Genomic DNA, 23,375 nt, shown 5'->3' with positions numbered 1-23,375 from the left:
GGAGGCGACGTGGAAAACTTGGACGCCGACAAAGTCATCCTGGGTGGCACTCCCGTTGATCTGATGGATCCTGAACCTGCCCTGGAACTCATCCTGGCCCGCGCCGGTCAGCGGGGGCTGCCGCCCCTCGGTGTTGCCTCCGTCAACCTGGACCACCTGCACCACTTCGGTGCCGGCGGACGCTGGGAGGGGACGCTGCACGCCGATCCGGCCAGCACAGTCGACTGGCTCTACCTCCTCGACGGCGCACCGCTGGTGTCGCAATCCCAACGGCTCACCGGGCATCGCTGGCCGCGGCTGGCAGGAAGCGACCTCGCGTCGCCGTTGCTGGAACGGGCCGAGCACCTGGGACTGCGGGTTGGCTTCCTCGGCGGTTCCAGGGAGAACCAGCAGCTTCTGGCCCAAAAGATCGCCGAGGAGCATCCAGGCCTCCAGATCGCGGGAATGTGGTCCCCCGGCCGGGAAGAACTGGCCTCTGCGTGCGACTCGGAGCGGATCGCGGCAGATATTGCAGCCGCGGGCACCCAGATCCTCTACGTTGGCCTGGGCAAGCCACGGCAGGAGCTCTGGATCGACCACTACGCCGCCCTGACCGGCGCCGCCGTGCTGCTGGCCTTCGGCGCAGCGGTGGACTTCCTCGCCGGAAGGGTGCAGCGCGCGCCCCAATGGGCCAGCGACCACGGGCTGGAATGGGGCTATCGGCTGGCCCTCGAACCCAAACGGCTCGCAAGCCGCTACCTGGTCGACGGGCCGCCGGCCTACCTCAAGCTGCGGACCGCATCGTGCACAGTGCCCCACCACCGGCCGGAGCCAGTGACGTCGGCTGCTCCCGCTCCGCGGACCCCCGGCCGCTTCACCGGACCCGCCGGCGCGGCTGATGCCGTCGTCGTCGTTGTGACCTACAACAGCGCCAACGGTGTTGGGCCGCTGCTGGAGAGCCTGCGGGAGGAGACGGCGGATCTCACGCTGCGCGTCCTGGTGGCTGACAATTCATCCAGCGACGGCACCCTGGCACTGGTGCGCGGCGAGCATCCGGACGTCATCGCCTTCGCCACCGGAGGCAACCTGGGATATTCCGGCGGCATCAATGCCGCCATGCGACGCGCCGGCGACAGCGCCACCGTGGTGGTCCTCAACCCTGACGTCACCGTGGAACGCGGAAGCCTGAAAACCATGATGCGCCGGTTGCGTTCCTCCCGCGCCGGGGCCGTCGTCCCGCGCCTCCTGGACGAAACCGGCGCCACGAGCCCCTCGCTTTACCGCGAGCCGAGCCTGTCCAACGCGGTGGGAGACGCACTGATGGGACGGCGGTTCCCGGACCGGCCGGGCTGGCTTGCCGGCACCGACTACAACCCGGAGAGCTACGCCCATCCGCACACCGTGCATTGGGCCACCGGAGCTGCGCTGATGGTCCGCCGCAGCCTCGCCGACTCTTTGCCGTGGGACGAGTCCTACTTCCTTTATTCGGAGGAAGTCGATTTCTTCCGCGGGCTGCGCACGATGGGTGAAACCGTCTGGTACGAGCCGGCAGCCGTTATGACCCATGCCGGTGCCGGATCGGGCGCGTCACCAAGGCTAAACGCACTGCTGGCCGTCAACCGCGTGCGGTACATCCGCAAGTACCATTCATCGGCTTACGCCAAGGTGTTCCACGGCGCGGTGGTATTTTCCGAGCTGCTCAGGTGCTGGAAGCCGGACCGCCGGGGAGTGCTGCGCACAGTTCTGGATGAAGCCAGCTGGACGGGCCTGCCGGGCGCCACCAAGGACCCCGACCCCGCATGCTTTCCACGCGGTTCGGTGATCATCCCGGCGCACAACGAGGCCGGCGTGATCGCCCGGACGCTCGCCCCGCTTGCCCCGCTGGCGGCTGCCGGGCAGATCGAAGTCATCGTGGTGTGCAACGGCTGCTCGGATGACACCGCCGCGATCGCCCGCGGCTTCGAAGGCGTGACCGTGCTGGACATCGGCCGGCCCTCCAAGTCGGCCGCCCTCAACGCCGGAGATGCGGCCGCCACACAGTGGCCCCGGCTTTATCTCGATGCTGATGTGCAGATCAGCCAGCATGCCGTGCGCGATGTGTTGACGGCGCTGGGCTCCGGCGGGCCGCTGGCCGCCCGCCCGGCCGTGCGATTCGACCTGGAGGATGCCCATCCGCTGATCCACTCCTACTACCGCACGCGGCTGCGCCTGCCCTCTGCGCGGAACCGTCTGTGGGCCGGAGGGGTCTATGGTCTCTCGGAGCAGGGGCGCAGGCGCTTCGAGGAATTCCCGGACCTGACAGCGGACGATCTCTTCGTCGACCGGCTTTTCGACCCGTCGGAGAAGACTGTCCTGGATGTCGATCCCGTAGTAATCCGTCCGCCCCGGACACCGAGGGACCAGGTGGCAGTCCTGCACCGCGTTTACCGGGGCAATGCCGAACAGAACGGCGACGCCGGCCAGCACAGCACCGCCCGGCAGACCCTCGCGGAGGTGCTGCGCTCCGTTCGCGGCCCCCTCTCTGCCGCCCATGCCGTGGTCTATTTGGGATTCGCGATTGCAGGCCGGCAGGGGGCAACGGGCCCGGGCCCCGGCGGCTGGGAACGGGACGACAGCAGCCGTGCCCCGGCAGGGACGCGCCCAGGGGCTCTGGGCAGGTAACCCCGGCAGGTAACCCCGGGGTGTCCGGCGGCAAGTAAACCAAGTACCGCCCGGCTCCGCGAGCCGTACGGCGGTTCCCAAGCGGGTATTCCGCGCTGCAACAGCGGTGTCCCGCGGGAAAATGCGCGTACGTGACTCTCGTGACCGCACTGAGTGGTGGCGCGTTGAATGGAAGGGCGTACCCATTTCTTTTTGACGATCGGGAGGACCCGGTGACCATCAGCGAAGACCGCGCGGTTAGCCACATCGGTGTTATGAGGCCGTGGCTCGGGCCGGAGGAGGCGGACGCCGTCGTGCAAGTGCTTTCATCAGGCCGCATGGTCCAAGGGCCCCGCGTGGGGCAGTTCGAAGACGCGTTCGCGTCTACGCAACGGGCGCCGCACGCCGTCGCGGTTTCCACCGGCACCGCGGCACTCCAGTTGGCGCTCAGCGTGGCCGGGGTTCAACCTCAGGACGACGTCGTGCTGCCCTCGTTCGGCCCGGCATCGAACGCCGACGCCGTCAGTCGCCTCGGCGCCCGGACGGTCTTTGCGGATGTCGAGGCGGGAACCGGCAATGTGTCCCGTGGCACCCTCGAGGCGGCCCTGACGCCGGCCACCCGGGCGGTGATCGTGGCGGACCAGGGTGGCGTGCCTGTTGACCTGAAACCTATCCGGGACCTGTGTGACCCCCTCGGTGTCACGGTCATCGAGGACGCCTCCTGCGGCGTGGGCTCCACCTACCAGGGAGAGCCCGTGGGGGCCGGCGCGGAACTGGCAGTGTGGTCCTTCGATTCGTGTGAGGTCCTGACCACCGGCGAGGGCGGAATGCTGACCACACGGAACGAGGGGTGGGCAAGCGCAGCCCGTCACCTTCGTGATAACGCCGGGAGCGACGCGGGAACCGATCACCGCATGACCGACCTGCAGGCTGCCATCGGCCTGGTCCAGCTCGGGCGGCTGCAGGAAGCTGTTGCCCATCGCCGGGAAATCGTGGCCAGCTACCAGCTGGCACTCGGGCGGATCGGCGGGCTGCGGTTCATCAAGGATCCCGACTACGGCACCAGCAATTTCCAATCCTTCTGGCTTGAAGTGCTGCCGTCCTTCGCCGTGGCCCGCAACGAGCTTCTGGAGCGGTTGTCGCGCGACGGCATAACAGCCGGCACCGGGATCGCGGCGGTACACCGGCAGCCTCCCTACCGGAACAGGGACACCGGCGAGGCGGACCTCTCAGTCACCGAACGGCTGGCGGACAGGCTGGTGGTCCTGCCGGTCTACCACGAGCTGACTCCCGGCGAGCAGTCGCGGGTGCTCCGCTCCGTCCGGCTCGCTGCCGCAGGGATCCCCGCCACCGTGCGGCGGGGCAAATGGAACGGCGGGTTCCGGCGGGCGGACGCCGCCAGCGCCTGACTGCCCCCTGGGTCAGCGTGAGCTTTCGGATTCCTTCGACGACGTTCCGGCGCTGGTGAGCTCCCTGTCGTTGCCCGCGAGCTGGGTCAGCAGGTCCCGGATCTCGGCCAGCAGCGCTGTGTCCGCCGGGATGGGCTCTTCCTCGGGTTCTGCCGTGGCCAGCCGGCTCTTCACGAGCGAGTTGATCTTGTTCATGGGCGCCACGAAGATGAAATACACCACAGCGGCGGTGATGAGGAAGGTCACGAAAGCGGTGATGACTCCGCCGATATTGACGAAGGTTTTGTTATTGCCGGGCCAGATGTGGAAGCCCAGCCCTTCAGTCTGGACCCCGCCGGCAGCTGCAATGATCGGGTTCACGATGTTGGTGGTGAAAGCGGTGACCAGCGCCGTGAAAGCCGTGCCGACGACGACGGCGATGGACAGTTCGATCACGTTGCCACGAAGGATGAAATCCTTGAATCCTTTGAGCATGGGTCCTCCGGTATTCGGTTCAGTCAGTAATTTAACCGATTGACAATACCAGTCCCCGCCCGTCAGACGGCCCCTATGACCGCGGGCGGGTAGCCCCGGGGAGCGGGAACCCGGGCTCGTCGGCGGGCTGGTGGCGCCGGCCCGGGCGTAGATTTGGAGTGGACGCCAACGCTGCCGCCATCAGACTGGCACCGTATGGAAAGGCGTGACCCCCGTGAAGCTGTTCGCCGAGATGTTCACGATTGCTCCCGGCAACAAGGACCATCAGGTCGCGATCCGTTGCGCAGTGGGTGTCTTTGTTCCGCTGATCATCCTCGTCCTGATCGGCCGGAGCGACCTGGCGATTTTTGCGTCCTTTGGTGCCTTCACCGGAATCTACGGTCGCGGGGAGATGCACCGGAAGCGGCTCTTCATCCAGATGCGCGCCGGTTCGCTCATGCTCCTCGTCATGCTGCTGGCAACCCTGTCAGCCCGCGCCGGCCAGGCCTTGGGGCTCTCGGACGCCGCGAGCACCTGGACGCAGGTGGCTGCCACCACGGTGGTGGCCGGGGCGTGTTCGCTGGTGATTGCCCTGTGGCGGCACCGGCCGGCGGGCTCGTTGTTCCACATTTTCGCCTTTGCGGCCATCGCGTCGATTCCCAACCAGCCGCCGCTCTGGCAATGCATGCTCGTCGCCATCCTCACCACCGTATTCTGCCTGCTGATCGGCATATCCTCCCGGCTCGTGCGGAGCCGGCGGACGCCGTGGGCCATGCCCGAACCTGCCCGGTTGACGCCCGATGAAAAGCGCGCCGCCTGGCTCGAAGCCCTGGGCTACATCGTGGCTGCGGGTCTGGCCGGCACGCTGGCCACCATTGTGGGCCAGCGGTTGGGCTTCGGCCACAACTATTGGGCCATGGTGGCTGCCGTTGTTCCGTTGGTGGGCCGCACCACGCGCCACCGGGTGGCGAGGGGCGTCCAGAGAATCATTGGCACCGTGCTGGGCCTGATCGTGCTTGCCGGTGTGCTCCTGCTGGATCCCGCGCCCTGGCAGATGGTCCTGGTGATCGCCGCGTGCCAGTTCGGCGCCGAGATGTTCATTGCACGCCAGTACGTCCTGGCGCAGATTTTCGTTACGCCGCTGGCCCTGAGTGCCACATTGTTGGCTGCGCCCACTGCCCCGCAGGTGCTGCTGAGGGACAGGATCGTGGAGACCGTCATCGGCGCCGCCGTCGGCATTGCCGTGGTGGTTGCTCCCGCAGCATGGCGGCGGATGCGAGCCCGGAGCGGCGCGCAGCGCCTCCCGGCGTAGGGGTCCGGCGCCGGGATCAGGAAGGCCCGACGGCGGTCCGCGTGCCGGCCGCTGCGGTGACTGCCTGCGGGACCAGGACGAGGGCTGCCACAGCGAGGACGGCCGCGCCGGCAAAGACGTAGAAGCCCCACGGATAGGCGATTCCGGCGGCCACCAGGGCGCCGGTCACGGCGGGACCGAGGATGGCGCCAAGCCGTCCGACCCCTGCCGCGAAGCCCAGGGCGGTACCGCGCAGCCGGGCCGGGAACAACTGGCTGACCCAGGCGTACACCAGCACCTGCGAGCTGAAGACGAAGACGCCGGTCACGAAGACGGCCGCGTTCAGGAGCAGTTCGTTCTGGATCTTCACGCTGAGTATCGCCAGGAACACAGCGGAGAGCCCGAACCAGAGAAGCACGATCTTCTTGGTTCCGTGCTTGTCCGCCAGGATCCCGGCCACCACCAGGCCCGCCACGGCGCCCACGTTCAGGACCAGCAGGAGGGAGAGTCCCGCGTTCAGTGTGTAGCCGGCGGACGACATGAGCTGCGGCAGCCACGTGTTCAGCCCGTACACCAGCAGCAGTCCCATGAACGAGGCGACCGCGACGCCGGCGGCAACAAGGGGATACGGATTCCGGCCGAGGTCGCGGAAGCTGGCGCGTTCTTCGACAGCCGGCGCGGCTTCCCTCGGGGCGGCCTTACCGGGCGCCGGAAGGGAAATGACGGCGGGCAGCGTCTCCGGCAGCTTGAACCAGAGGAACGGAACCAGCGCGAAGCCGGCCACACCGCCAACCACGAACATGGTGCGCCAGTCCGGGATGACCATCAGCGCCAGGAAGGCCGTGGCCACCGCGCCTGCGTGGTAGCCGGTCATGGTCCGGGTGGTGGACTTCCCGGCCGACCCTGCGGGGGCGTAATCGTTCATGTAGGCCAGGGCGGCCGGCAGGCAGGCGCCCAACCCCAGGCCGGCCAGCAGCCTGAAGGTGCTGAAGATAGCCACATTGGGGGCAAAGACCACGGCAATGGTGAAGATGGAGAACCAGGTAACGCAGGCCACCAGCAGGTTCCGCCGGCCGAAGCGGTCCGATAGCGGCGCAATGAAAAGCGCCCCCAGGCCAACGCCCACCAGCGAGATGGTCGCAGCGAAGGTTGCACCGACAGCGTCGAAGCCAAGGTCGTGGGTCTTGATGAGGGTGGGGATGACGGTGCCGAGCACCACCAGGTCGAAGCCGTCCAGGACCATGGCCAGCCAGCAGAGCCAGACCGGCCAGCGTGATTTGTTTTCCAACGGCGTCGTTGACATTGCTACCTCGAAGTTGATTTTTTTGCGGGTCTGCGTCCGTGCGAAACCGGCCGGAACCAGACGATCCCTGTCCTGAGATTTGTACCACTGGGCCGTGTTGTGTGGGACACTTCAAACCATTCAATGGAAGGAGAGCTGTGGCCAACTCGGGCTCCGGAGACTCAGTGGTGGACCGCGTGGTCCGCGTCATTGCCGCCTTTCCGGAGGGAGTCAACGTCCTGGCCCTCTCGGACCTCGCCGACCGGGCCGGGTTGCCGCTCACCACGGCCCACCGGCTGGTGCGGCAGCTGGCCGGCCACGGGCTCCTGGACGTCGGGGCAGGCGGTTCGGTGCAGCTGGGGCTGCGGCTCTGGGAGCTGGTCAACCGCAATTCGCCCACCCTTGAGCTGCGCCAGGCTGCCATGCCGTTCATGGAGGACATCCAGCAGGTGCTCAACCAGAACGTGAACCTTGCCGTGCTGGACGGCTGGGAGGCACTTTTCGTCGAGCGGCTTTCGCGGCGCGGCTCAGTGGCCAACCGGGCGCAGGTGGCCGGCCGCATGCCCGTGCACGTGTCCTCTGCCGGGTTGGTCCTGATGGCCAACCAGCCGCACGCCGTCCAGGCGGAATACCTGGCGGGTTTCACCGATCCCGCCGGCAGGCTGACGGTGGAAGAGCTGCGCATCCAGTTAGGCGAAGCCGCGCACCAGGGATACGCCCAGCTCGCCGGCGTGGTGGATCCGGACACCTGGGGCATTGCCGTTCCGGTGATGAACCGCAAGAAGCGGACGGTTGCCGCGATCGGCGTCGTGGTTCCCTTGCGCGAGGTGCGCCTGCAGGCGCTGGTTCCGGCCCTGCAGACGGCAGCACGGGGTATCGGTCGCCGCCTGGCTGAATCGCAAAGCCCCGCCGAGTAGCGGGATTAGCCACAGATTCCATTCAACGGAATCGCTGTAACGCGGATCACGCATCGGGGCGCACACTGTTAGCCAGACGATCCAACAGGCCCCGGACACTTCCGCCGGGCCCCGCAACGAAGCGAGGAAACACCATGGCAGTCCGCAAAGTCATCACCACCCAGGTGGCCATCCTGGGCGCCGGTCCGGCAGGCCTGATGCTCTCGCATCTGCTCGCGAAGTCCGGCATCGAATCCACCGTCATCGAAATCCGCAGCCGCCAGGAAATCCAGGAGACGGTCCGCGCCGGCATCCTGGAGCACGGCACCGTGAACATGCTGGTGGACAGTGGCGTCTCGGACCGGGTGCTGCGGGACGGCGACCGGCACGACGGCATCGAACTGCGCTTCAACGGCGAAAGCCACCGGATCGATTTTCAGGACCTGGTGGGGGAGTCGGTGTGGCTCTACCCGCAGACTGACGTGTTCATGGACCTTGCCGCACGCCGCGAGGCCGACGGCGGGGACGTCCGCTACAGCGTGACGGACACCACCATCCACGACATCGAAGGATCCCCGAAGGTCTGGTTCACGGACGCCGACGGCGTGGAATACGAGCTGCAGGCCGATTTCATCACCGGCGCGGACGGGTCCCGGAGCCACTGCCGCTTCCAGATCCCGGAGGCGGACCGCAAGTGGTACTTCCACGAGTACCCTTTCGCGTGGTTCGGCATCCTGGCCGAGGCGCCCCGGAGTTCCGATGAGCTGATCTACGCCAACTCGGACAACGGCTTTGCTCTGATCAGCCAGCGGACCGAAACCGTCCAGCGCATGTACTTCCAGTGCGATCCCGATGAAGACGTGAACAACTGGAGCGAGGACCGCATCTGGGACGCCTTCCGCAGCCGGGTCAACGGCAACGGCTTCGAGCTCAAGGAGGGACCGGTCATCGACAAGATGGTGCTGAAGTTCCGCAGCTTCGTCCACGCCCCCATGCGCCATGGAAAGCTCTTCCTGGCCGGCGATGCCGCCCACACGGTCCCGCCCACCGGAGCCAAGGGCCTGAACCTGGCCATCCACGACGTCAAGGTCCTGTTCGAAGGGCTGGACAGCTACTACAAGGGCGGTTCCACGGTGCTGCTGGACGCCTACAGCGACCGCGCACTGGAACGTGTCTGGAAGGCGCAGCAGTTCTCCTACTGGATGACCTCGATGCTCCACACGCCGGTGGATGCTGACGACTTCTCCCGGGCCCGCCAACTGGGTGAGCTCAACTCGGTGGTCTCCTCCCGCCACGGCAGGGCCTACCTGGCCGAAGCCTACACCGGCTGGCCCGGAGCCCACTAGGCAGGCCGGGGGACACCAGTTCCGGCCGTAGACTCGGGGAATGTACGGCATAACAATCGTCGGCGGGGGCATCGCAGGTTTGGCCCTTGCCGCGGCGCTGGACGCGGATCGCTTCCACGTCACTGTGCACGAGCAGCGGAACACGCTGCCAACGGTGGAAACGTCCCTGGCCATGTGGCCGGAGGCCCAACAGGCACTCGACGCCGTGGGGATCCTGCCGGAGATCCAGGCGGCAGGCTCCGCCTTTTCCGCCATGGCTCTGCGGGACGTGGCCGGGAAGGCGTGGTTCAGGGCCGAGGCTGCTGGCGTGATCGGCGTTTCACGCGCGGACCTGCTACGGCTTCTGGACTTTGTTGTGCCGGACTCTGTTAGCCGGGTCCCCGGGGCGGTGACCTCGCTCCCCGATGCTGGGCTGCTGGTGGGAGCCGACGGCGTCCATAGCGTGGTCCGCCGGCAGCGGTGGGGTCCGCGGTCCGCTGAGCGGCTCAGTCCCTATCTCGCTTTGCGCGGGATCGTTGATGAACCTGTCCCTGCGGATGCGGGCGGCGAATACTGGGGTCGCGGCGAGTTGTTCGGCATCGCCCCGGCCTCCCGGGAGCGGACCTACTGGTATGCCTCCTACCGGTCGGCCCTGGGGCCCGGCGGCATTGATATCGAGGCGGCCCTGGATCTCACCCGCCGGCGCTTTTCAGGAAAGGCGCAGGGAATCGACCGCGTTCTTGCCGGGGCCGCCCCCGAAGGGACGCTCGCCCAGCGGATCTGGACCGTGCCGGCCCTCCGGCGCTACACGCGGGACGGCACCGTACTGGTGGGAGACGCTGCGCACGGCATGACACCGAACCTTGGGCGCGGTGCCTGCGAAGCCCTGGTTGATTCCGTTACCCTCGCGGGGCTGCTCAACTCGCGGCCGCTTCCGGAGGCGCTCAAGGCGTACAACAAACGCCGCGTATTGCGCAGCCAGGCCCTACGGGCGGCGTCGTCCGCCATGACCCGGCTGGTGCTTGCCGAGTCCGCCCAGCCCCTCCGGGACAGGATCCTCAGCATGGCCGGGCGGCTCCGCCGGTCTGCCTAGCGCGCGCCGCCGTCGGACGCGGTTCCCGGGCCCCGGCCTAAGGCACGGGACTGGGTGCGGACGCCTTGGTATCCGCTACCACCGCCGGGGAAGTGGCGGGGACAGCCCTGCTTTCAGCGGCAGGTCCGCCGCGCTTCCCGCCCTTCGGTCCCCGGCGCCTGCCGGGCCGTGCGCCCGAACGCCCGTAGACGAGGTACATCGTCAGCCCGGTGATGACCATCAGCAGCACCGTATAGACAAAGGTGTTGGACACGCCGTCCACGCCTTCGGCGCCGTCCGTGTTGGCCTTGATGACCAGGCCCAGCGGCTGGACCAGCGGATGCGCCAGGAAGATGGCGGTGTCGTAGTCGTCCAGCATGCTGTTGAAGTTGAGGGCGGCAATGGCCGCAGCGGCCGGAAGGACCAGCGGCAGCAGGATGCGCCGGAACACATAGAGGGTCTTGGCGCCCATGATGGTGGCCGCCTCCTCCAGGGAAGAATTCACCGACGCAAACGATGCCTTGAGCATCCTGAGCGTGAAGGGGATTTTCACTGTGACGAAGGCGATCAGGAGGATGACTGTGGTCCCGGTGAGGACGGCGCCGCCCACCAGCGGGTTGGGGTGGTCGTAGCTGATGATCAACCCCAGGGCCAGCAGGGCCGACGGCAGGATCCAGGGGATGTGCAGCAGGTACTCGAACATGGCAGTCACCCAGTTCTTGTGTTTCTGCAGGATCCGCGCCACAAAGAGGAGGCCGCCCACGGCGATGACTGCGGCAAGCGCGCTGTAGGCAACGCTGATGGCAAAAGGCCGCAGGCCTGAAGGCTGGGTCAGTACACGCACGTAATTGTCGAAGGTAAGGCTGCCCGGCGAGATCTGTCCGGTCTGGATGGCGGCGCCGTCGGCGAAGGAGAACAGCACAATCAGGACCACGGGCAGGGTGTACACCGCAAACAGCAGGTAGGCGGCCGCGTGGACGGCAATGTTGGCTGCGGGGTTGGTGATTTTCTGCTTCTGCAGCGCGGAGGAAACCTTGGACACCGAAAAGTAGGTGCCGCCCTTTTCCAAGCGCGACATTACCGCGAGCATCAGGATGGTGGCCACACCGAGGATGACGGCGAGCAGCGCCGCCAGGTCGCGGGACGTGGGGCTGTTCGTGAACGTGAGGATCATCGGGGTGATGGTCTGGAAGTCGCGCCCGCCGAGGACCTGCGGCGCGCTGAGCGCCCCCAGCCCGGTCAGGAAGGACAGGATGGTGACGGCAAAAAGCGTGGGCTTCAGCATCGGCAGCACGATGCGGCGAAGGATGGTCCAGGTGGAAGCGCCCAGGTTCCTGGCCGCTTCGATGGTCTGGTAGTCGACTCCTTTGAGGGCGTTCGCCACAAAGAGCATGTGGTTGGTGGTGGTGGCGAAGGTCATCACCGCCAAAACGGCAAAGAATCCCGAAAACCAGCCCGGATCCATCCCCGGAAAGACGTTCAGCAGGAATGCCGTGACGATTCCCTTGTCGCCGTAGATGAACTTGTAGCCGGCCGCCAGCACGATGCCGCCGTAGATGAACGTGGTGGCGTAACCCAGGAACAGGATCTTGGAACCGCGGATCCTGAAGTAGTGGGTGACCAGCACGATGAAGATTCCCACGACGTTCACCGTGATGGAGAGTGCCACGGCCAGCAGGAAGCTGTTCCCCAGGGATTTCATGGCCCGCTGGGAGGAAAAGAGCTTCTCGGCGGCGCGGCCGGAGAAGTTTCCGTCGGGGAAGAAGGTTTCGATCAGCACGTTCGCGTTGGGCCAGACGAGGAAAGCCGCGATGAACCATGTCAGGACCGTTCCCACAATGATGATGAACGGGGAACGGAGCATGCTCTTGGCCGGGGTACCGCTCATCGGAGGGACGCTGCCTGGTCCTGCTCGGCCTGATCTTGCCCGGCCGGATCCTGCGTGGCCAGCGCCGCCCCGGTGCCGGAATGGTACTGCAGCACGTGGCCTGGTTGCACGTAGATAGTGGTCTGCGCCCCTGCCTCGGGGTGGACGCCGCCATCCTCCTTCACCAGCAGCCGGATGTCGGCGCCGTGGCTCCGCACCACGTAGCGGCTGTGGAGGCCGTGATAGGTGCGGGACACCACCTCCCCGGAAAGCCCGACGGCGGTTCCGCCGGCTGCTGAACCGCCGGTTGCGGGCGGCGTCAGCGACGCTTTTTCCACCCGCAGGTAGGAATTTGCCGCCGGGCTGAGTCCGGCGCCCGAGAGCCGGTTCAGTTCAGCGACGAACTCCGCGGTCAGGGTGGAACTGTCACCGATGAAATTGCAGACAAACTCGGTGGCTGCCTGGTCGTAAATCTCCTGCGGAGTGCCCACCTGCTCCACCACGCCCTTGTTGAAGACAGCCACGCGGTCGCTCATGGCAAGGGCTTCGTCCTGGTCGTGTGTCACGTAAACGGTGGTGATGCCGAACTCGCTCTGCAGGTCCTTGAGCTGCTGCCGAAGCTGGTGCCGCAGCTTGGCATCGAGGTTGGACAGCGGCTCATCGAGAAGCAGGATCTTCGGCCGAAGCACCAGCGCGCGGGCAACGGCCACCCGCTGCTGCTGGCCACCCGAAAGCTCCGCCACGTTCTTGTCCAGCTGCTCATCGCTGAGCTCCACCCGGCGCGCGATGTCGCGCACCAGGCGGTCACTCTCGGCGGACTTTTCCTTTCGGACCCGCAGGCCGAATGCGATGTTTTCCCACACGCTCATGCTCGGGAAAAGAGCATAATTCTGGAAAACCATGCCCACTTGGCGCTTGTCGCTGGGCAGGCGCGTGACGTTCTTGCCATCCACATGGACGGTTCCCGCGGACGGCTCGATGAAGCCTGCCAGCGTCCGGAGCGCCGTCGTTTTGCCGCAGCCTGACGGGCCCAGCAGCGTGAAGAATTCACCGGGCCGGACGTGGAGGTCCAGGTGCGGGATGGCAATAAAATCGCCGAAGGAAACTTCGATGTTGTCCAAGCGGATCATGGGAAACCTGTCTGGTGGGACTGCGGAAGCGGGGCGGGCAGGGGTTACGTCATGTATTCAAGCTCGATCTTCTCCACCCACGAGCCCATGTTTTCCTGGACGAAGTTCCAGTCGATGTCCTGCTGCTTGAGCCCGTCGAAGAACTTCACCACCTCCGGCTTGGCCTTGGCGGCGGCGGACTTGTTCACCGGCATGGAGTTGAACTGCTGGGCCCATTCACCCTGGACGTCAGCACTGCCGAACCAGTCGATGAACTTTTGCGCCTGTTCCTTCTTGTCGGTGCCCTTCACCAGGGCAACCTGTTCCACAGCGAGGGGGACGCCGACGGACGGCACCACTGTTTCCACGTTCACCTTGAATGACTTCTCGCGTTCCGCCACGATCGACGACGGCATCTGGCCCATGTCCACTTCACCTGAAGCGATGCGGGCGAAGAGGTCGGTTTTGGCTACGGCGGGGCTGCCGTTCTGGAAATACTGCTCCACCTGCTTCCAGCCTTCATCCGAGATACCAAGATCGCCGGAATTGTCCTTGTAGCGGGAGAGGATGCCGGCGAACACCAGCTGCGCCGTCGCGGTACCGAGCCCCGTCACCCGCTCGTAGCGAGTCTTGAACTCGTCCTTGGACCACAGGTCCGTCCAGTCCTTGGGCGCCTGCTCCGGGGTGATCTTGTCCGAGTTGTAGCCGAGGAGGATTGCCTGCTTCACCAGCGGCCAGTAGGCCTTGTCCTCGTCGCTGTCGGCGAGCGAGGCGTCCACTTCGCCGGCCCACGCCGGCTCATAGGCCTCGATGGCACCTGCTGCTTTGACCTGGGCGAAGTACATGTTGTTGAGGCCGAAGGCGACATCCGCAATGGGGTTGTTCTTCTCGGCGATCAGCTTGTTCGTCGCGTCGGCACCGCCGGCACCCACAATTTCAATCTTGAAGCCGGCGTCCGCTGCCTTCTTGGTGAGCCACTCGCCGCGGCCCTCCCCGTTGGAGTTGGTGTACACAACCAGCGTGTCGCCGGATGCCCCGGCGGCGGAGGAACTTCCGGACGGTTGTGGCGAGGCGGCGCCGGCGCCGCAGCCGGCGAGGAGGGTGACGGCGACTACGGCGCCAACCATTGTCTTGAGTTTGTGCACGATTGAGACCCATTTCTGAACTGGAACCGGAGCATTGTCCGGCAAGCCTATAGCGGCTCATGCCGATTAGGGCCGTTTATAGCTATCGATTCGATAAACTACCCGGCCTCGGCGTTCGAGTCTTGTCCAGGCACCCCAACAGCGCGCGCCCCTGGCTTTAACGCATCATGAACTTCCGGGGGCCCCGGAGGGAGTCAGTCCTGCTCGAGGGTCTCTGTCAGATGGTGCGTGGGAATGCGGTCACGGTCGTAGGTGATCTCGGTATAACCGTGGGGCTCGGGCTTGCCGTGCGGGTTGAGGTTCACGAACACGATCTCCTCAATGGTGAGGATGCTCTGCCGGGTGATCATGTTCCGCACTTCGGCGCGCATGGTCAGCGATGTCCGGCCAAACCGCGTGGCAGTCAGCCCCATCTCAATCAGGTCGCCCTGCACGGCGGAGCTGACGAAGTTGATTTCGGAAATGTACTTGGTGACAGCCCGGCCGTTTCCAAGTTGCAGGATGGCGTAGATGGCCGCTTCCTCGTCGATCCATTTCAGCAGGCTCCCGCCGAACAGGGTGCCGTTCGCGTTGAGGTCTTCAGGCCGCACCCATTTGCGCGTGCGGAAAGTAATGTCTGCCGGTTCCATAAGGCGAGATTAGCCGACGGCAGCCCGCCTGCAGCAGTGTGACGGACCGCCAGGTGACGACGGCGCACGGGCCTGATGCCGTCAGGCCATCGCAGTGTGGGCGGCGCTGTGGGAGTCGATCTTCTTGGCGTAGCAATAGGAGTGTTCCACCCCGATATAGGGGCCGAAGTTCGGCACTTCGTCAAAGCCGCAGCTTTGGTAGAAGTTCCTGCCGTCCGGCTGGGCCGAACCCGCCTCGGCGGTGATCGATGTGACGCCCATACCGTAGGCGTGCGCTTCCAGCGCCGCCAGGATGGAACTCGCAACTCCCGAGCCGCGGGTGTACGGCAACACGTAAAGCCGCTTTATCTCCGCTGTCGTGGAGTCCAGCATCCTCAGCCCGCCGCAGCCGACCGGCTGGCCTGAACTCTTCTCATAGGCCACGAGGAAAACCGCGGTGTCCACTTCCGACGGCGGCGGCCCGGGTTCGTGGTCCTTCGTGCCGAAGCGGGCGTCCAGTTCCGCCTGCTGCGCTGCACGCAGGTCGGCGCCTACGGGGTTGGCCCAAGTGACCTGCCTGATGTTGAGACGGGGGTTGGTCTGCATCACTGCCTCGATTCGCCGAAGGGTTATGCAAAATAAGCCTAGGAGGCGGCCGTTTCCGCGGTGTTTCCTCCGCGTAAGCGTCCGGAGAACATGTAGCTGGCGCCTCAATCAACTAGCAAGCCCGCCTAGTTATCAGATCAGCTAGTATTACTCAATGGCTTTGAACAGCAGTACCGGGTCCGGTTATTGGTACGGCGCCGACGGGCAGTTCGACCATAGCGCGGCCGTGTTGCAGTCCCTGCGTGACTACCGCAACGCCGAAGTGGCGACCCGTCGGTCCACCAGGGATTCGATGGGCATGGGGGAGACGGACATCCTCGCGCTGCGCTACCTCCTCCGCGCGCGCGCTTCGAACAAGGCTGTCGTCCCCAAGGACCTCAGTAACTTCCTGGGCATCACCAGCGCATCCACCACCTCTCTGATTGACCGCCTGGTGGGGAGCGGGCATGTGCGGCGCGAACCCCATCCCACGGACAGGCGGTCGCTGATCGTTGTCCCGACCACTGAATCCGATACGGAAGTCCGGGCTACGCTCGGGGCGATGCACCGTCGGATGATGGCGGTGGCGGAGGAGTTGACGGCGGAGGAAGCCGGCGTCGTAATTGCTTTTCTCCAGCGCATGCGCGAGGCGATCGATCCCGAAAACCATGTCAAGCCTGATTTAGATAGTTAGACAAGCTAGTTATATCAACTACTTATATGTATGCTTACTATTAATGGGGGATTGACCGTTGGTAGTTTGGCGTTTGGCATAGGGAGTTGGATTCGCTTGGTGACGTTCACACGATTTGACGGACGGGACCAGCGGACCGAACTGCCGGCGCTCCCAGAGGGCACCAAGCCTGAAACGTTCCGAGTCTCCGATAGGGCGGACACGGCGGGGTATCCGCCCAAGCACTGCGGCGTCGCCATGGAATGGTCCAAGCCGGCGCCGCGGGCCATGTCCGCGTACTCGTACGATGCCGGCGAAGCCCTGGCCGACCTGCCCGAATTGTGGCGGTGCCGATGCGGCTTCCAACTCGACTCCTGGGTAAACGTGGCGCCCGCCGCTGACCTGCTGGCCGATATCAGCCGGTCATGACGGGGGACGGCGGCTCGCAGCCTCCCGAGATATGGGATGCCCGTTCGGACGCGCGCTACGTCCTGCATGAACGAGTGGGCATCGGCGCCACAGCCCAGGTGTTCCGCGGTACGGACCGTCGTGATGGCCGTCCGGTCGCCATCAAGGTGGCGGCGCTGGCGGATGACCGGAACCGGGAACGCATAGTCGCCGAAGCCGCATTGATGGAGGGCTTGCAGCATCCGGCACTCGTAAAGTTTGTTGACCATGGGACCGGGGCAGCGGATTGCCGCTGGGCAGGCAGGCCCTTCCTCGTCCAGGAACTTGTGTACGGCAGCAGTCTTGCCGACAGGATCCGTTCAGGACCGGCGCCCGGGAGTGAAGTGGCTCCGTGGGCGGTGGGTCTCCTGTCCGGGTTGCGACACCTGCACGCGCGCGGGATTGTGCACCGCGACATCAAGCCGGCGAACCTGCTGCTTAGCCGCCTGCGCACATGCCCTGTCCGGATTATCGATTTCGGCATCGCTGCACCTGCGGGAACCGAGCATGAGCCAGGGACGTCTTCCGGCACCGTCCATTACATGAGTCCCGAGCAGGCCAACGGCGAGATAGTGCGTCCGGCTGACGACATCTATGCCCTGGGGCTGGTCCTTCTCGAATGCCTGACCGGAGTCAAAGCGTTCCCCGGGACCGCCGTCGAGTCCCTGGTCGCAAGGACGCTGAGGAGCCCCGAGATACCGCGGCACGTCGGTTCCCCATGGAAATCGCTGCTGGGATCGATGACAGCCACGAACGCGGCGGACCGCCCCACAGCGCTGGAAGCCACGGCTGAGGCCGCAATGCTCCTGCAGCGGCCGCACCCCCTGCGCCGCCGGGTGGAGGCGCGCTCGGGGAGCTACTGCTAGGCCGGCTTCCCGGCGGGGTCTTCCGCGGTCGGATCGGCCAGGGCCAGGCCCCCCACAGGGCTGTCGTCCCAGTGGATGAGCTTCCAGCCGCCATCGGGATCCCCTTCCAGCGCCACGATGCCGGTGTTGTTCAGCACGTGCTTTGCGGCAAAGTCCGGTTCGATGTTGCCGGCGCGCAGGCCTGCCCACACCCGGATGGCTGCCCCGTGGCTGACCACGGCTACGCTCCCGGAATCGCCAATTCCGTTTGCCCGCTCCGCCACCGCGGCAATGGCGGCGTCATAGCGGTCGAAGAAGTCCCGGCCGCTGGGACCTGCAGGCATCCGGCGGTCCAGGTCGCCGTCGGCCCAGGAAAAAATGGTTCCCAGGTACCGCTTGTGCGATTCCTCGTCCGTTAGCTTTTCCAGCGCCCCGGCCTCGATCTCGTGGATGCCGTGGATCACCTCGGTATCCAGCCCGTGCAGCCGCGCAAGAGGCGCCGCCGTGATCTGGGTCCGGACCAGGGTGGAGGCGTAGAGGGCGTGGATCCGTTCATTCGCCAGGGCGCGGGACAACGCTTCGGCCTGGCGTTCGCCGAGTTCAGTCAGCCCCGGTCCAGGGTGCGCGGTGTCCAGCTGGCCCAGGACGTTGCCGGGGGTCTGGCCGTGGCGGATGAGCAGGAGCCTCATTTGAGGTGATCCACCAGCTTCTCCGCGATGCCCGTGTACTTGCCCGGAGTCAGGGCCAGCAGCCGTGCCTCGGCGTCCGCGGAAAGGCCTAGTCCCTGCACGAATTCCTGCATCCGGGCGGCATCAACACGCTGGCCGCGGGTCAGGTCCTTGAGCCGTTCGTAGGGGTTTTCCATCCCTTCGACGCCGGCAATCGCTTCGGCGCGCATCACCATCTGGATGGCCTCGCCAAGCACTTCCCAGTTGGTGTCGAGGTCGCCCGCCAGGACGTCCTCGGCCACGTCCAGGCGCTCCAGGCCCTTGACCACGTTTGAAATGGCCAGAAGGGAGTGCCCGAAGGCCACGCCGATGTTGCGCTGGCTGGACGAGTCGGTGAGATCGCGCTGCCACCGCGAGGTGACCAGGGTGGAGCCCAGCACGTCCAGCAGGCCGGAGGAGATCTCCAGGTTGGCTTCGGCGTTCTCAAAGCGGATCGGGTTGACCTTGTGCGGCATGGTGGAGGACCCCGTGGCGCCTGCCACCGGGATCTGCGCGAAATAGCCGATGGAGATGTAGCTCCAGATGTCCGTGCACACGTTGTGCAGGATCCGGTTGAACCGCGCGACGTCGGCGTACAGCTCAGCCTGCCAGTCGTGGCTTTCGATCTGGGTGGTCAGGGGGTTCCAGGTCAGGCCCAGGCCCTCGACAAACGACTTTGCAACGTCCTGCCAGTCCGCGCCCGGGACCGAAGCCACGTGGGCGGCGTAGGTGCCGGTGGCCCCGTTGATCTTGCCCAGGTATTCCGTCTTGGCGATCCGGTCCAGCTGGCGGGTCAGGCGGTGGGCGATGACGGCCAGTTCCTTGCCCAGCGTGGTGGGCGTGGCCGGTTGGCCGTGCGTGCGGGAAAGCATGGGCACGCTGCGGTTGTCGTCCGCCATCTTGCTGATCTGGGCTACCAGCGCCCTGGCGGCGGGCAGCCACACGTCCTCCACAGCCCCCTTGACGCCCAGGGCGTAGGAGAGGTTGTTGATGTCTTCCGAGGTGCAGCCGAAGTGCACCATGGCGGTCAGCCGTTCAATGCCGATGGCCGGCAGCCTGCGGCCGATGTAGTACTCCACAGCCTTGACGTCATGCACCGTGACGGCCTCGATGTCGGCCAGCTCAGCAACCGACGCGGAGTCGAATTCCGTGACGATCGCGCGGAGCTGCTCCTGCTGTTCGGGAGTCAGCGGACCGGCGCCCGGAAGGACGTTGTTGCTGGTCAGATGGATGAGCCACTCAACTTCCACGGCCACGCGGTCCCGGTTGAGGGCCGCCTCGGACAGGTAATCCACCAGGGGCGCGACGGCGGACTGGTACCGGCCGTCCAGCGGGCCTAGGGCAATCTTTTCCGGCGAGGCGGCGAGGGCCAGGCGTCCGGAAGGCGTACGGGTCTCAGCTGTGGCGGCAGTTTCAGGCATGTGCTGATTCTTTCACGAAGTCGCACCGGCCCTTAAGCCCGGCGTCCGTGTGACATCTGCCCGCCGGGCCCCAGGTTCCCGGTTGTCCGCTGTTTCCCACATAGCCGAGGACGGCAGTTCCGCGCCGCTCCACCGGTCCGTAGCGTCGTCGTTATCGACCATGCGGAACAACAAAAGTCAGGGGGACAGGAATGAGCGGTAGCATCACTGCAGCAGATGGCGACACCTGCGGTTCGCGAAGCTTTGAGGTGCAGCAGCTGGCCTGGCGGGTGGCGGGCTTTGCGCACAGCCTCGATACCTCGATGCTCGCGTTCCGCCGGGTTCAGCTGTCGGAGTGGCAGTCGCCGGCCGGACAGGCGTACCGCACCGCCGTCTCGTTGCAGGCAGCCGCGCTGGGCCGCGCGCGTGACCGGCTGATGGCGGCCTCTGAAGCGGTGCGCCGCCACGCGCAGCAGGTTTCGGTCTCCTCGCAGCGGACGCCCGGGGGAGGGTACTGATGGCGGAGGCCACACCTTCAGGAAGCGGAGGCCGGCTGGGACCGCTGGAAACGGCAACGGAGGGCAGCATGCGGATCCGCGGCGGAGTCGGCGGAATCAGCTTTCAACTGGAAGAGCTGATGGCCGGTGTGGCTGAACTTGAGGGCATGGCTGACGAACTCGCCGCGATTGAGGTCGGGGTCCGGCGGGTCTGGGAGGAGCTGTGTCCCTACGAGAACGATCCCCGTGCCAGCGGCACGGCCGCGCTGATTGCGGTGGGCGAAGGGTGCCAGGCGGTTCGCGCCGTCAGGGAAGAACTCCAGCACCTCAGCAGTCAGGTCCGGGCGAGTCACCGCGACTACGAAACGGCAGAGTCATGGGCCGCGGCCGGGATCCGCACCCCGGACGACGGCTGGGGCTTCCTGCCTTTGTTGTTCGTGGATCTGACTCAAACCAACTACCCGAGCCGTGACGCCGCCGAGGCCCTTGCGCTGCCGTTGTCCCTCGGGCTGCTGGCCACCATTGCACCGAAAGAGGACCTCGTTCGGGCATTGGCTGCAGAGCTGGCCGCCGGCCGGTACATCTCAGCCGTAGGCCCTTCCGTTCGCAGGTTGGTGGAAAACTATTTCCCGCAGTTGAAACCCCGCCCGGTCACCGCGGTGGAGGAACTGACGCGGGACGTCGACGTTGACACCTCCCCTGCCGGCCTGCTCGCCCGGCTCCGCCAGCTGGACGCGGACGGGCACGGCACAATAGAGGTGGTCCAGGTCGAGAATGGCGGGCGCAAGGCATTCATCGTCATCGTACCCGGCACGCAGCCCACGGATCCGCCCGGGGGAGCGAACCCGCTGGATGAGGCCGGGATTGCGGAGGCCCTGGGCTATGGCTCCGAATACCTGAATGCCGCCGTTCTGTCGGCGTTGCACCAGGCCGGCGCAGTCAAGGGGGACCAGGTGGTGGCCGTTGGCTACAGCCAGGGCGGGGCGCATGCCATGAACCTCAGCAGCGACAGCGCGTTCCTCGCCGAATTCGACCTGAAGTATGTCCTGACGGCCGGTTCACCGGTGGGCGGTGTTACCCCGGCGCCCGGAATCACGTCCCTCCACCTCGAACACCGCCAGGACTGGGTTCCCGGCAGCGACGGAACCCCTAACCCGGACACGAGGGACAGGGTCACTGTCACGCTGACGGACAGGGTGGCCACCCCGGAAGGCAGGGAACCCGGGCTCGGGCCCGGCCACAACCTTGAAAACTACGAGGCAGCGGCCAGAAGGGTTTCCGCAAGCGAAAACCCGTCCCTGGCCGCGAACACGGCGGTCCTCGCCGGCGTTGTTGGCGCGGGAGGGGCAGGGACAGCCACCCGCTTTGCCGTCAACCGGGAACCGAAGGCCCCGCCGTCACGCCAAGAGGACAGGCTGCCCCAAGGCGCCGCAAGATGGGTCGGGCGCTAGGCGGGCACGTGCTGGTTCGCAGCGCACACCTTAGCGCCGGACGCCGGTGATCCTGCCCGCTACGAGGGAGACCACCGTGATGATGATGGCCGCCAGCACAGCAGTCCAGAAGAAGGAGTCAATGGTGAAGTGGACGGGGGTGTAGCTGCTCAGCCAGGACGTCAGGAACAGCATGGCGGCGTTGATGACGATCGTGAAGAGGCCCAGCGTCAGGATGGTGATCGGCAGGGACAACAGGCTGACGATCGGCCGCACCAGCGCGTTGACCAGGCCGAAGATCAGGCCAATGAACAGGTAGGCAAGGGCTACGCCAAGCGGATCCGTTCCCTGCGTGACGCCGCCTTGGGCAACGGCTTCCGTCGTTGCGGTGGTGGAGATGTCCAGACCGGGCAGGATCCAGCTCGCAATCCAGAGAGCCAGGCCGTTGATGAGAACCCGCACGATGAAAGAAAACATGGCCCCATGCTGTCACATGGCGGAGGAAAGGGGCAGGAGCGGAGAAGTAGGCTAGTTGGCATGACTTCACCAGAGAATCCCGCCGGGGGAATCAGGCCGCGTCCGGTGGTGGACAGGCTTCCCCGCTATGCCGCCGGCAAGCCTCCCGCCGTCGTCGCGGGCCTTGCCAGCTACAAGCTGTCTTCCAACGAGAATCCGCTTCCGCCCATCCCTGCGGTGTTGCAGGCCATCGCGGACCAGACCGATTTCAACCGCTACCCGGATCCCCTCAGTACCAAGCTCCGGGCGGCGCTCTCTGACTTCCTGCAGGTCCCGGCCGAAGACATCGTCACAGGGGCGGGAAGCCTGGGCGCGCTGAACCAGCTCCTGGTGACCTTCGCCGGACAGAACGACGACGGCAAGGCCGATGAAGTCATCTACGCCTGGCGGTCCTTTGAGGCCTACCCCATCTGCGTCGGGCTCGCCGGGGCTGAGAGCGTGCGGATCCCGCTGACGCCCGACGGGCGCCACGATCTTGATGCCATGGCGGCAGCCGTGACCGCGCGCACCAAAGTCATCCTGCTGTGCACCCCACAACAACCCCACCGGCCCCATCCTTGAAGCCGAAGAAACCGAACGGTTCATCCGCTCAGTCCCGTCGGACGTGGTCATCGTCATCGACGAGGCCTACCAGGAGTTTGTTCGCGCGGAGCACGCCGTGGACGGGATCGAGATGTACCGCAAGTACCCGAATGTGGTGGTCCTGCGGACCTTCTCCAAGGCCCACGGGCTGGCGGGCCTTCGCGTGGGCTACAGCGTCTCCAACCCGGACCTCACCCAGCACCTGCGTGTCGCCGCCACGCCTTTCGCCGTATCGCAGATCGCGGAGCGGGCAGCCGTCACGTCCCTGCGAAACTTCAGCCAGGTTGTAGAAAGGGTACAAAGCCTGGTGGATGAGCGTGACCGTGTCACGGCCGGGCTGCGTGAACTCGGCTGGGTTGTGCCGGACGCCCAGGGCAACTTCGTCTGGCTCGATCTGGGCGAAAACAGTGCGGACTTCGCAGCGCTGGCGGGAGAACGTGCCCTCTCCGTGCGTGCGTTCGGCAACGAAGGCGTCCGGGTGAGTATCGGCGAGGAGGAAGCGAACACCCGTTTCCTCGAACTCTGTGCGGACTATACAAAGCCGCCACGGCGTTCCTAGCGCTTAACATAACCACCGCCGTCCGCCTACTGCGGATAAAGTAAGGGACAGTAAGCCA

General features: G+C 65.9%; 21 protein-coding genes and 1 pseudogene. 12 read left to right on the top strand and 10 right to left on the bottom strand.

Going from position 1 to position 23,375, the window contains the following annotated elements; genetic code table 11:
- Nucleotides 1–9 precede the first annotated feature (9 nt).
- Together TV39_RS21885 and TV39_RS20955 are read left to right on the top strand one after the other, a co-directional pair.
- Complete coding sequence (locus tag TV39_RS21885; protein WP_082049936.1) at nt 10–2,640, top strand: WecB/TagA/CpsF family glycosyltransferase; 2,631 nt, start codon at nt 10–12, stop codon at nt 2,638–2,640.
- 212 nt (nt 2,641–2,852) lie between these two features.
- Nucleotides 2,853–4,028: a DegT/DnrJ/EryC1/StrS family aminotransferase gene (locus tag TV39_RS20955; RefSeq protein ID WP_082049935.1), complete on the top strand. Its 1,176-nt coding sequence runs from the start codon at nt 2,853–2,855 to the stop codon at nt 4,026–4,028.
- Between the two features lie 12 nt (nt 4,029–4,040).
- Here the strand turns inward: TV39_RS20955 and mscL are convergent, their stop codons facing one another.
- The gene (gene mscL / locus TV39_RS20950; protein ID WP_043485573.1) at nt 4,041–4,502 is read right to left on the bottom strand and encodes a large conductance mechanosensitive channel protein MscL; all 462 of its coding nucleotides are present in this window, start codon (nt 4,500–4,502) and stop codon (nt 4,041–4,043) included.
- A 214-nt stretch (nt 4,503–4,716) separates the two neighbouring features.
- Between mscL and TV39_RS20945 the strand changes: the two genes are divergently transcribed.
- Nucleotides 4,717–5,793, top strand: a complete 1,077-nt coding sequence (locus TV39_RS20945; RefSeq protein WP_043485682.1) for an FUSC family protein — start codon at nt 4,717–4,719, stop codon at nt 5,791–5,793.
- Nucleotides 5,794–5,809: 16 nt separating this feature from the next.
- Here the strand turns inward: TV39_RS20945 and TV39_RS20940 are convergent, their stop codons facing one another.
- Nucleotides 5,810–7,075 (bottom strand): MFS transporter, encoded by a 1,266-nt coding sequence (locus tag TV39_RS20940; RefSeq protein WP_043485570.1) that lies wholly within the window; start codon nt 7,073–7,075, stop codon nt 5,810–5,812.
- A gap of 137 nt (nt 7,076–7,212) precedes the next feature.
- On the opposite strand from TV39_RS20940, the gene TV39_RS20935 reads away from it, so the two are divergent.
- The 3 genes from TV39_RS20935 to TV39_RS20925 all read left to right on the top strand — a co-directional run bounded on the left by TV39_RS20935 (nt 7,213) and on the right by TV39_RS20925 (nt 10,368).
- Nucleotides 7,213–7,971, top strand: coding sequence for an IclR family transcriptional regulator (locus tag TV39_RS20935; RefSeq protein ID WP_043485567.1), 759 nt, complete (start codon nt 7,213–7,215; stop codon nt 7,969–7,971).
- A gap of 134 nt (nt 7,972–8,105) precedes the next feature.
- A complete protein-coding gene (locus TV39_RS20930; protein WP_043485564.1) occupies nt 8,106–9,296 on the top strand; it encodes a 4-hydroxybenzoate 3-monooxygenase in 1,191 nt (396 codons plus the stop codon).
- Between the two features lie 40 nt (nt 9,297–9,336).
- Nucleotides 9,337–10,368, top strand: a complete 1,032-nt coding sequence (locus TV39_RS20925; protein WP_043485562.1) for an FAD-dependent monooxygenase — start codon at nt 9,337–9,339, stop codon at nt 10,366–10,368.
- A gap of 37 nt (nt 10,369–10,405) precedes the next feature.
- Here TV39_RS20925 and TV39_RS20920 read toward each other — a convergent pair whose 3' ends face one another.
- The 5 genes from TV39_RS20920 to TV39_RS20900 form a co-directional block, all read right to left on the bottom strand.
- On the bottom strand, nt 10,406–12,235 hold the full coding sequence (locus tag TV39_RS20920; protein WP_043485560.1) for an ABC transporter permease: 1,830 nt from the start codon (nt 12,233–12,235) through the stop codon (nt 10,406–10,408).
- The gene (locus TV39_RS20915) at nt 12,232–13,344 is read right to left on the bottom strand and encodes an ABC transporter ATP-binding protein (RefSeq protein ID WP_043485558.1); all 1,113 of its coding nucleotides are present in this window, start codon (nt 13,342–13,344) and stop codon (nt 12,232–12,234) included. The genes TV39_RS20920 and TV39_RS20915 overlap by 4 nt, the downstream gene beginning before the upstream one ends.
- Nucleotides 13,345–13,388: 44 nt before the next feature.
- Nucleotides 13,389–14,450, bottom strand: a complete 1,062-nt coding sequence (locus TV39_RS20910) for an extracellular solute-binding protein (RefSeq protein WP_442853517.1) — start codon at nt 14,448–14,450, stop codon at nt 13,389–13,391.
- A 212-nt stretch (nt 14,451–14,662) separates the two neighbouring features.
- Nucleotides 14,663–15,097, bottom strand: a complete 435-nt coding sequence (locus TV39_RS20905) for an acyl-CoA thioesterase (RefSeq protein ID WP_082049934.1) — start codon at nt 15,095–15,097, stop codon at nt 14,663–14,665.
- Between the two features lie 81 nt (nt 15,098–15,178).
- The gene (locus tag TV39_RS20900) at nt 15,179–15,682 is read right to left on the bottom strand and encodes a GNAT family N-acetyltransferase (protein ID WP_043485551.1); all 504 of its coding nucleotides are present in this window, start codon (nt 15,680–15,682) and stop codon (nt 15,179–15,181) included.
- Nucleotides 15,683–15,836: 154 nt separating this feature from the next.
- On the opposite strand from TV39_RS20900, the gene TV39_RS20895 reads away from it, so the two are divergent.
- The 3 genes from TV39_RS20895 (at nt 15,837) to TV39_RS20885 (ending at nt 17,647) form a co-directional block, all read left to right on the top strand.
- Nucleotides 15,837–16,355: a MarR family winged helix-turn-helix transcriptional regulator gene (locus TV39_RS20895; protein WP_043485548.1), complete on the top strand. Its 519-nt coding sequence runs from the start codon at nt 15,837–15,839 to the stop codon at nt 16,353–16,355.
- 99 nt (nt 16,356–16,454) lie between these two features.
- A complete protein-coding gene (locus tag TV39_RS20890; protein ID WP_043485545.1) occupies nt 16,455–16,763 on the top strand; it encodes a hypothetical protein in 309 nt (102 codons plus the stop codon).
- Nucleotides 16,760–17,647, top strand: a complete 888-nt coding sequence (locus TV39_RS20885) for a serine/threonine-protein kinase (RefSeq protein ID WP_043485543.1) — start codon at nt 16,760–16,762, stop codon at nt 17,645–17,647. Before TV39_RS20890 ends, TV39_RS20885 begins: the two co-directional genes overlap by 4 nt.
- Here the strand turns inward: TV39_RS20885 and TV39_RS20880 are convergent.
- On the bottom strand, nt 17,644–18,315 hold the full coding sequence (locus tag TV39_RS20880) for a histidine phosphatase family protein (RefSeq protein ID WP_043485541.1): 672 nt from the start codon (nt 18,313–18,315) through the stop codon (nt 17,644–17,646). The two genes, TV39_RS20885 and TV39_RS20880, sit on opposite strands and share 4 nt — an antisense overlap.
- Nucleotides 18,312–19,754, bottom strand: coding sequence for an adenylosuccinate lyase (gene purB, locus TV39_RS20875; protein ID WP_043485539.1), 1,443 nt, complete (start codon nt 19,752–19,754; stop codon nt 18,312–18,314). Before purB ends, TV39_RS20880 begins: the two co-directional genes overlap by 4 nt.
- Nucleotides 19,755–19,945: 191 nt before the next feature.
- On the opposite strand from purB, the gene TV39_RS20870 reads away from it, so the two are divergent.
- Both TV39_RS20870 and TV39_RS20865 read left to right on the top strand, forming a co-directional pair.
- Nucleotides 19,946–20,251 (top strand): hypothetical protein, encoded by a 306-nt coding sequence (locus TV39_RS20870; RefSeq protein ID WP_043485536.1) that lies wholly within the window; start codon nt 19,946–19,948, stop codon nt 20,249–20,251.
- A complete protein-coding gene (locus TV39_RS20865; protein ID WP_043485534.1) occupies nt 20,251–21,681 on the top strand; it encodes a hypothetical protein in 1,431 nt (476 codons plus the stop codon). Before TV39_RS20870 ends, TV39_RS20865 begins: the two co-directional genes overlap by 1 nt.
- A gap of 30 nt (nt 21,682–21,711) precedes the next feature.
- Here TV39_RS20865 and TV39_RS20860 read toward each other — a convergent pair whose 3' ends face one another.
- Nucleotides 21,712–22,137, bottom strand: coding sequence for a phage holin family protein (locus TV39_RS20860; protein ID WP_043485532.1), 426 nt, complete (start codon nt 22,135–22,137; stop codon nt 21,712–21,714).
- 60 nt (nt 22,138–22,197) lie between these two features.
- Between TV39_RS20860 and TV39_RS20855 the strand changes: the two are divergent.
- Nucleotides 22,198–23,317: pseudogene (locus tag TV39_RS20855) on the top strand (histidinol-phosphate transaminase).
- Nucleotides 23,318–23,375: the final 58 nt, after the last annotated feature.

The organism is Arthrobacter sp. SPG23 (assembly GCF_000876655.1).
Taxonomy (GTDB): domain Bacteria; phylum Actinomycetota; class Actinomycetes; order Actinomycetales; family Micrococcaceae; genus Arthrobacter.
Note: the sequence above shows the minus strand (reverse complement) of the source record. Positions and strands in the feature narration are given on the sequence as shown.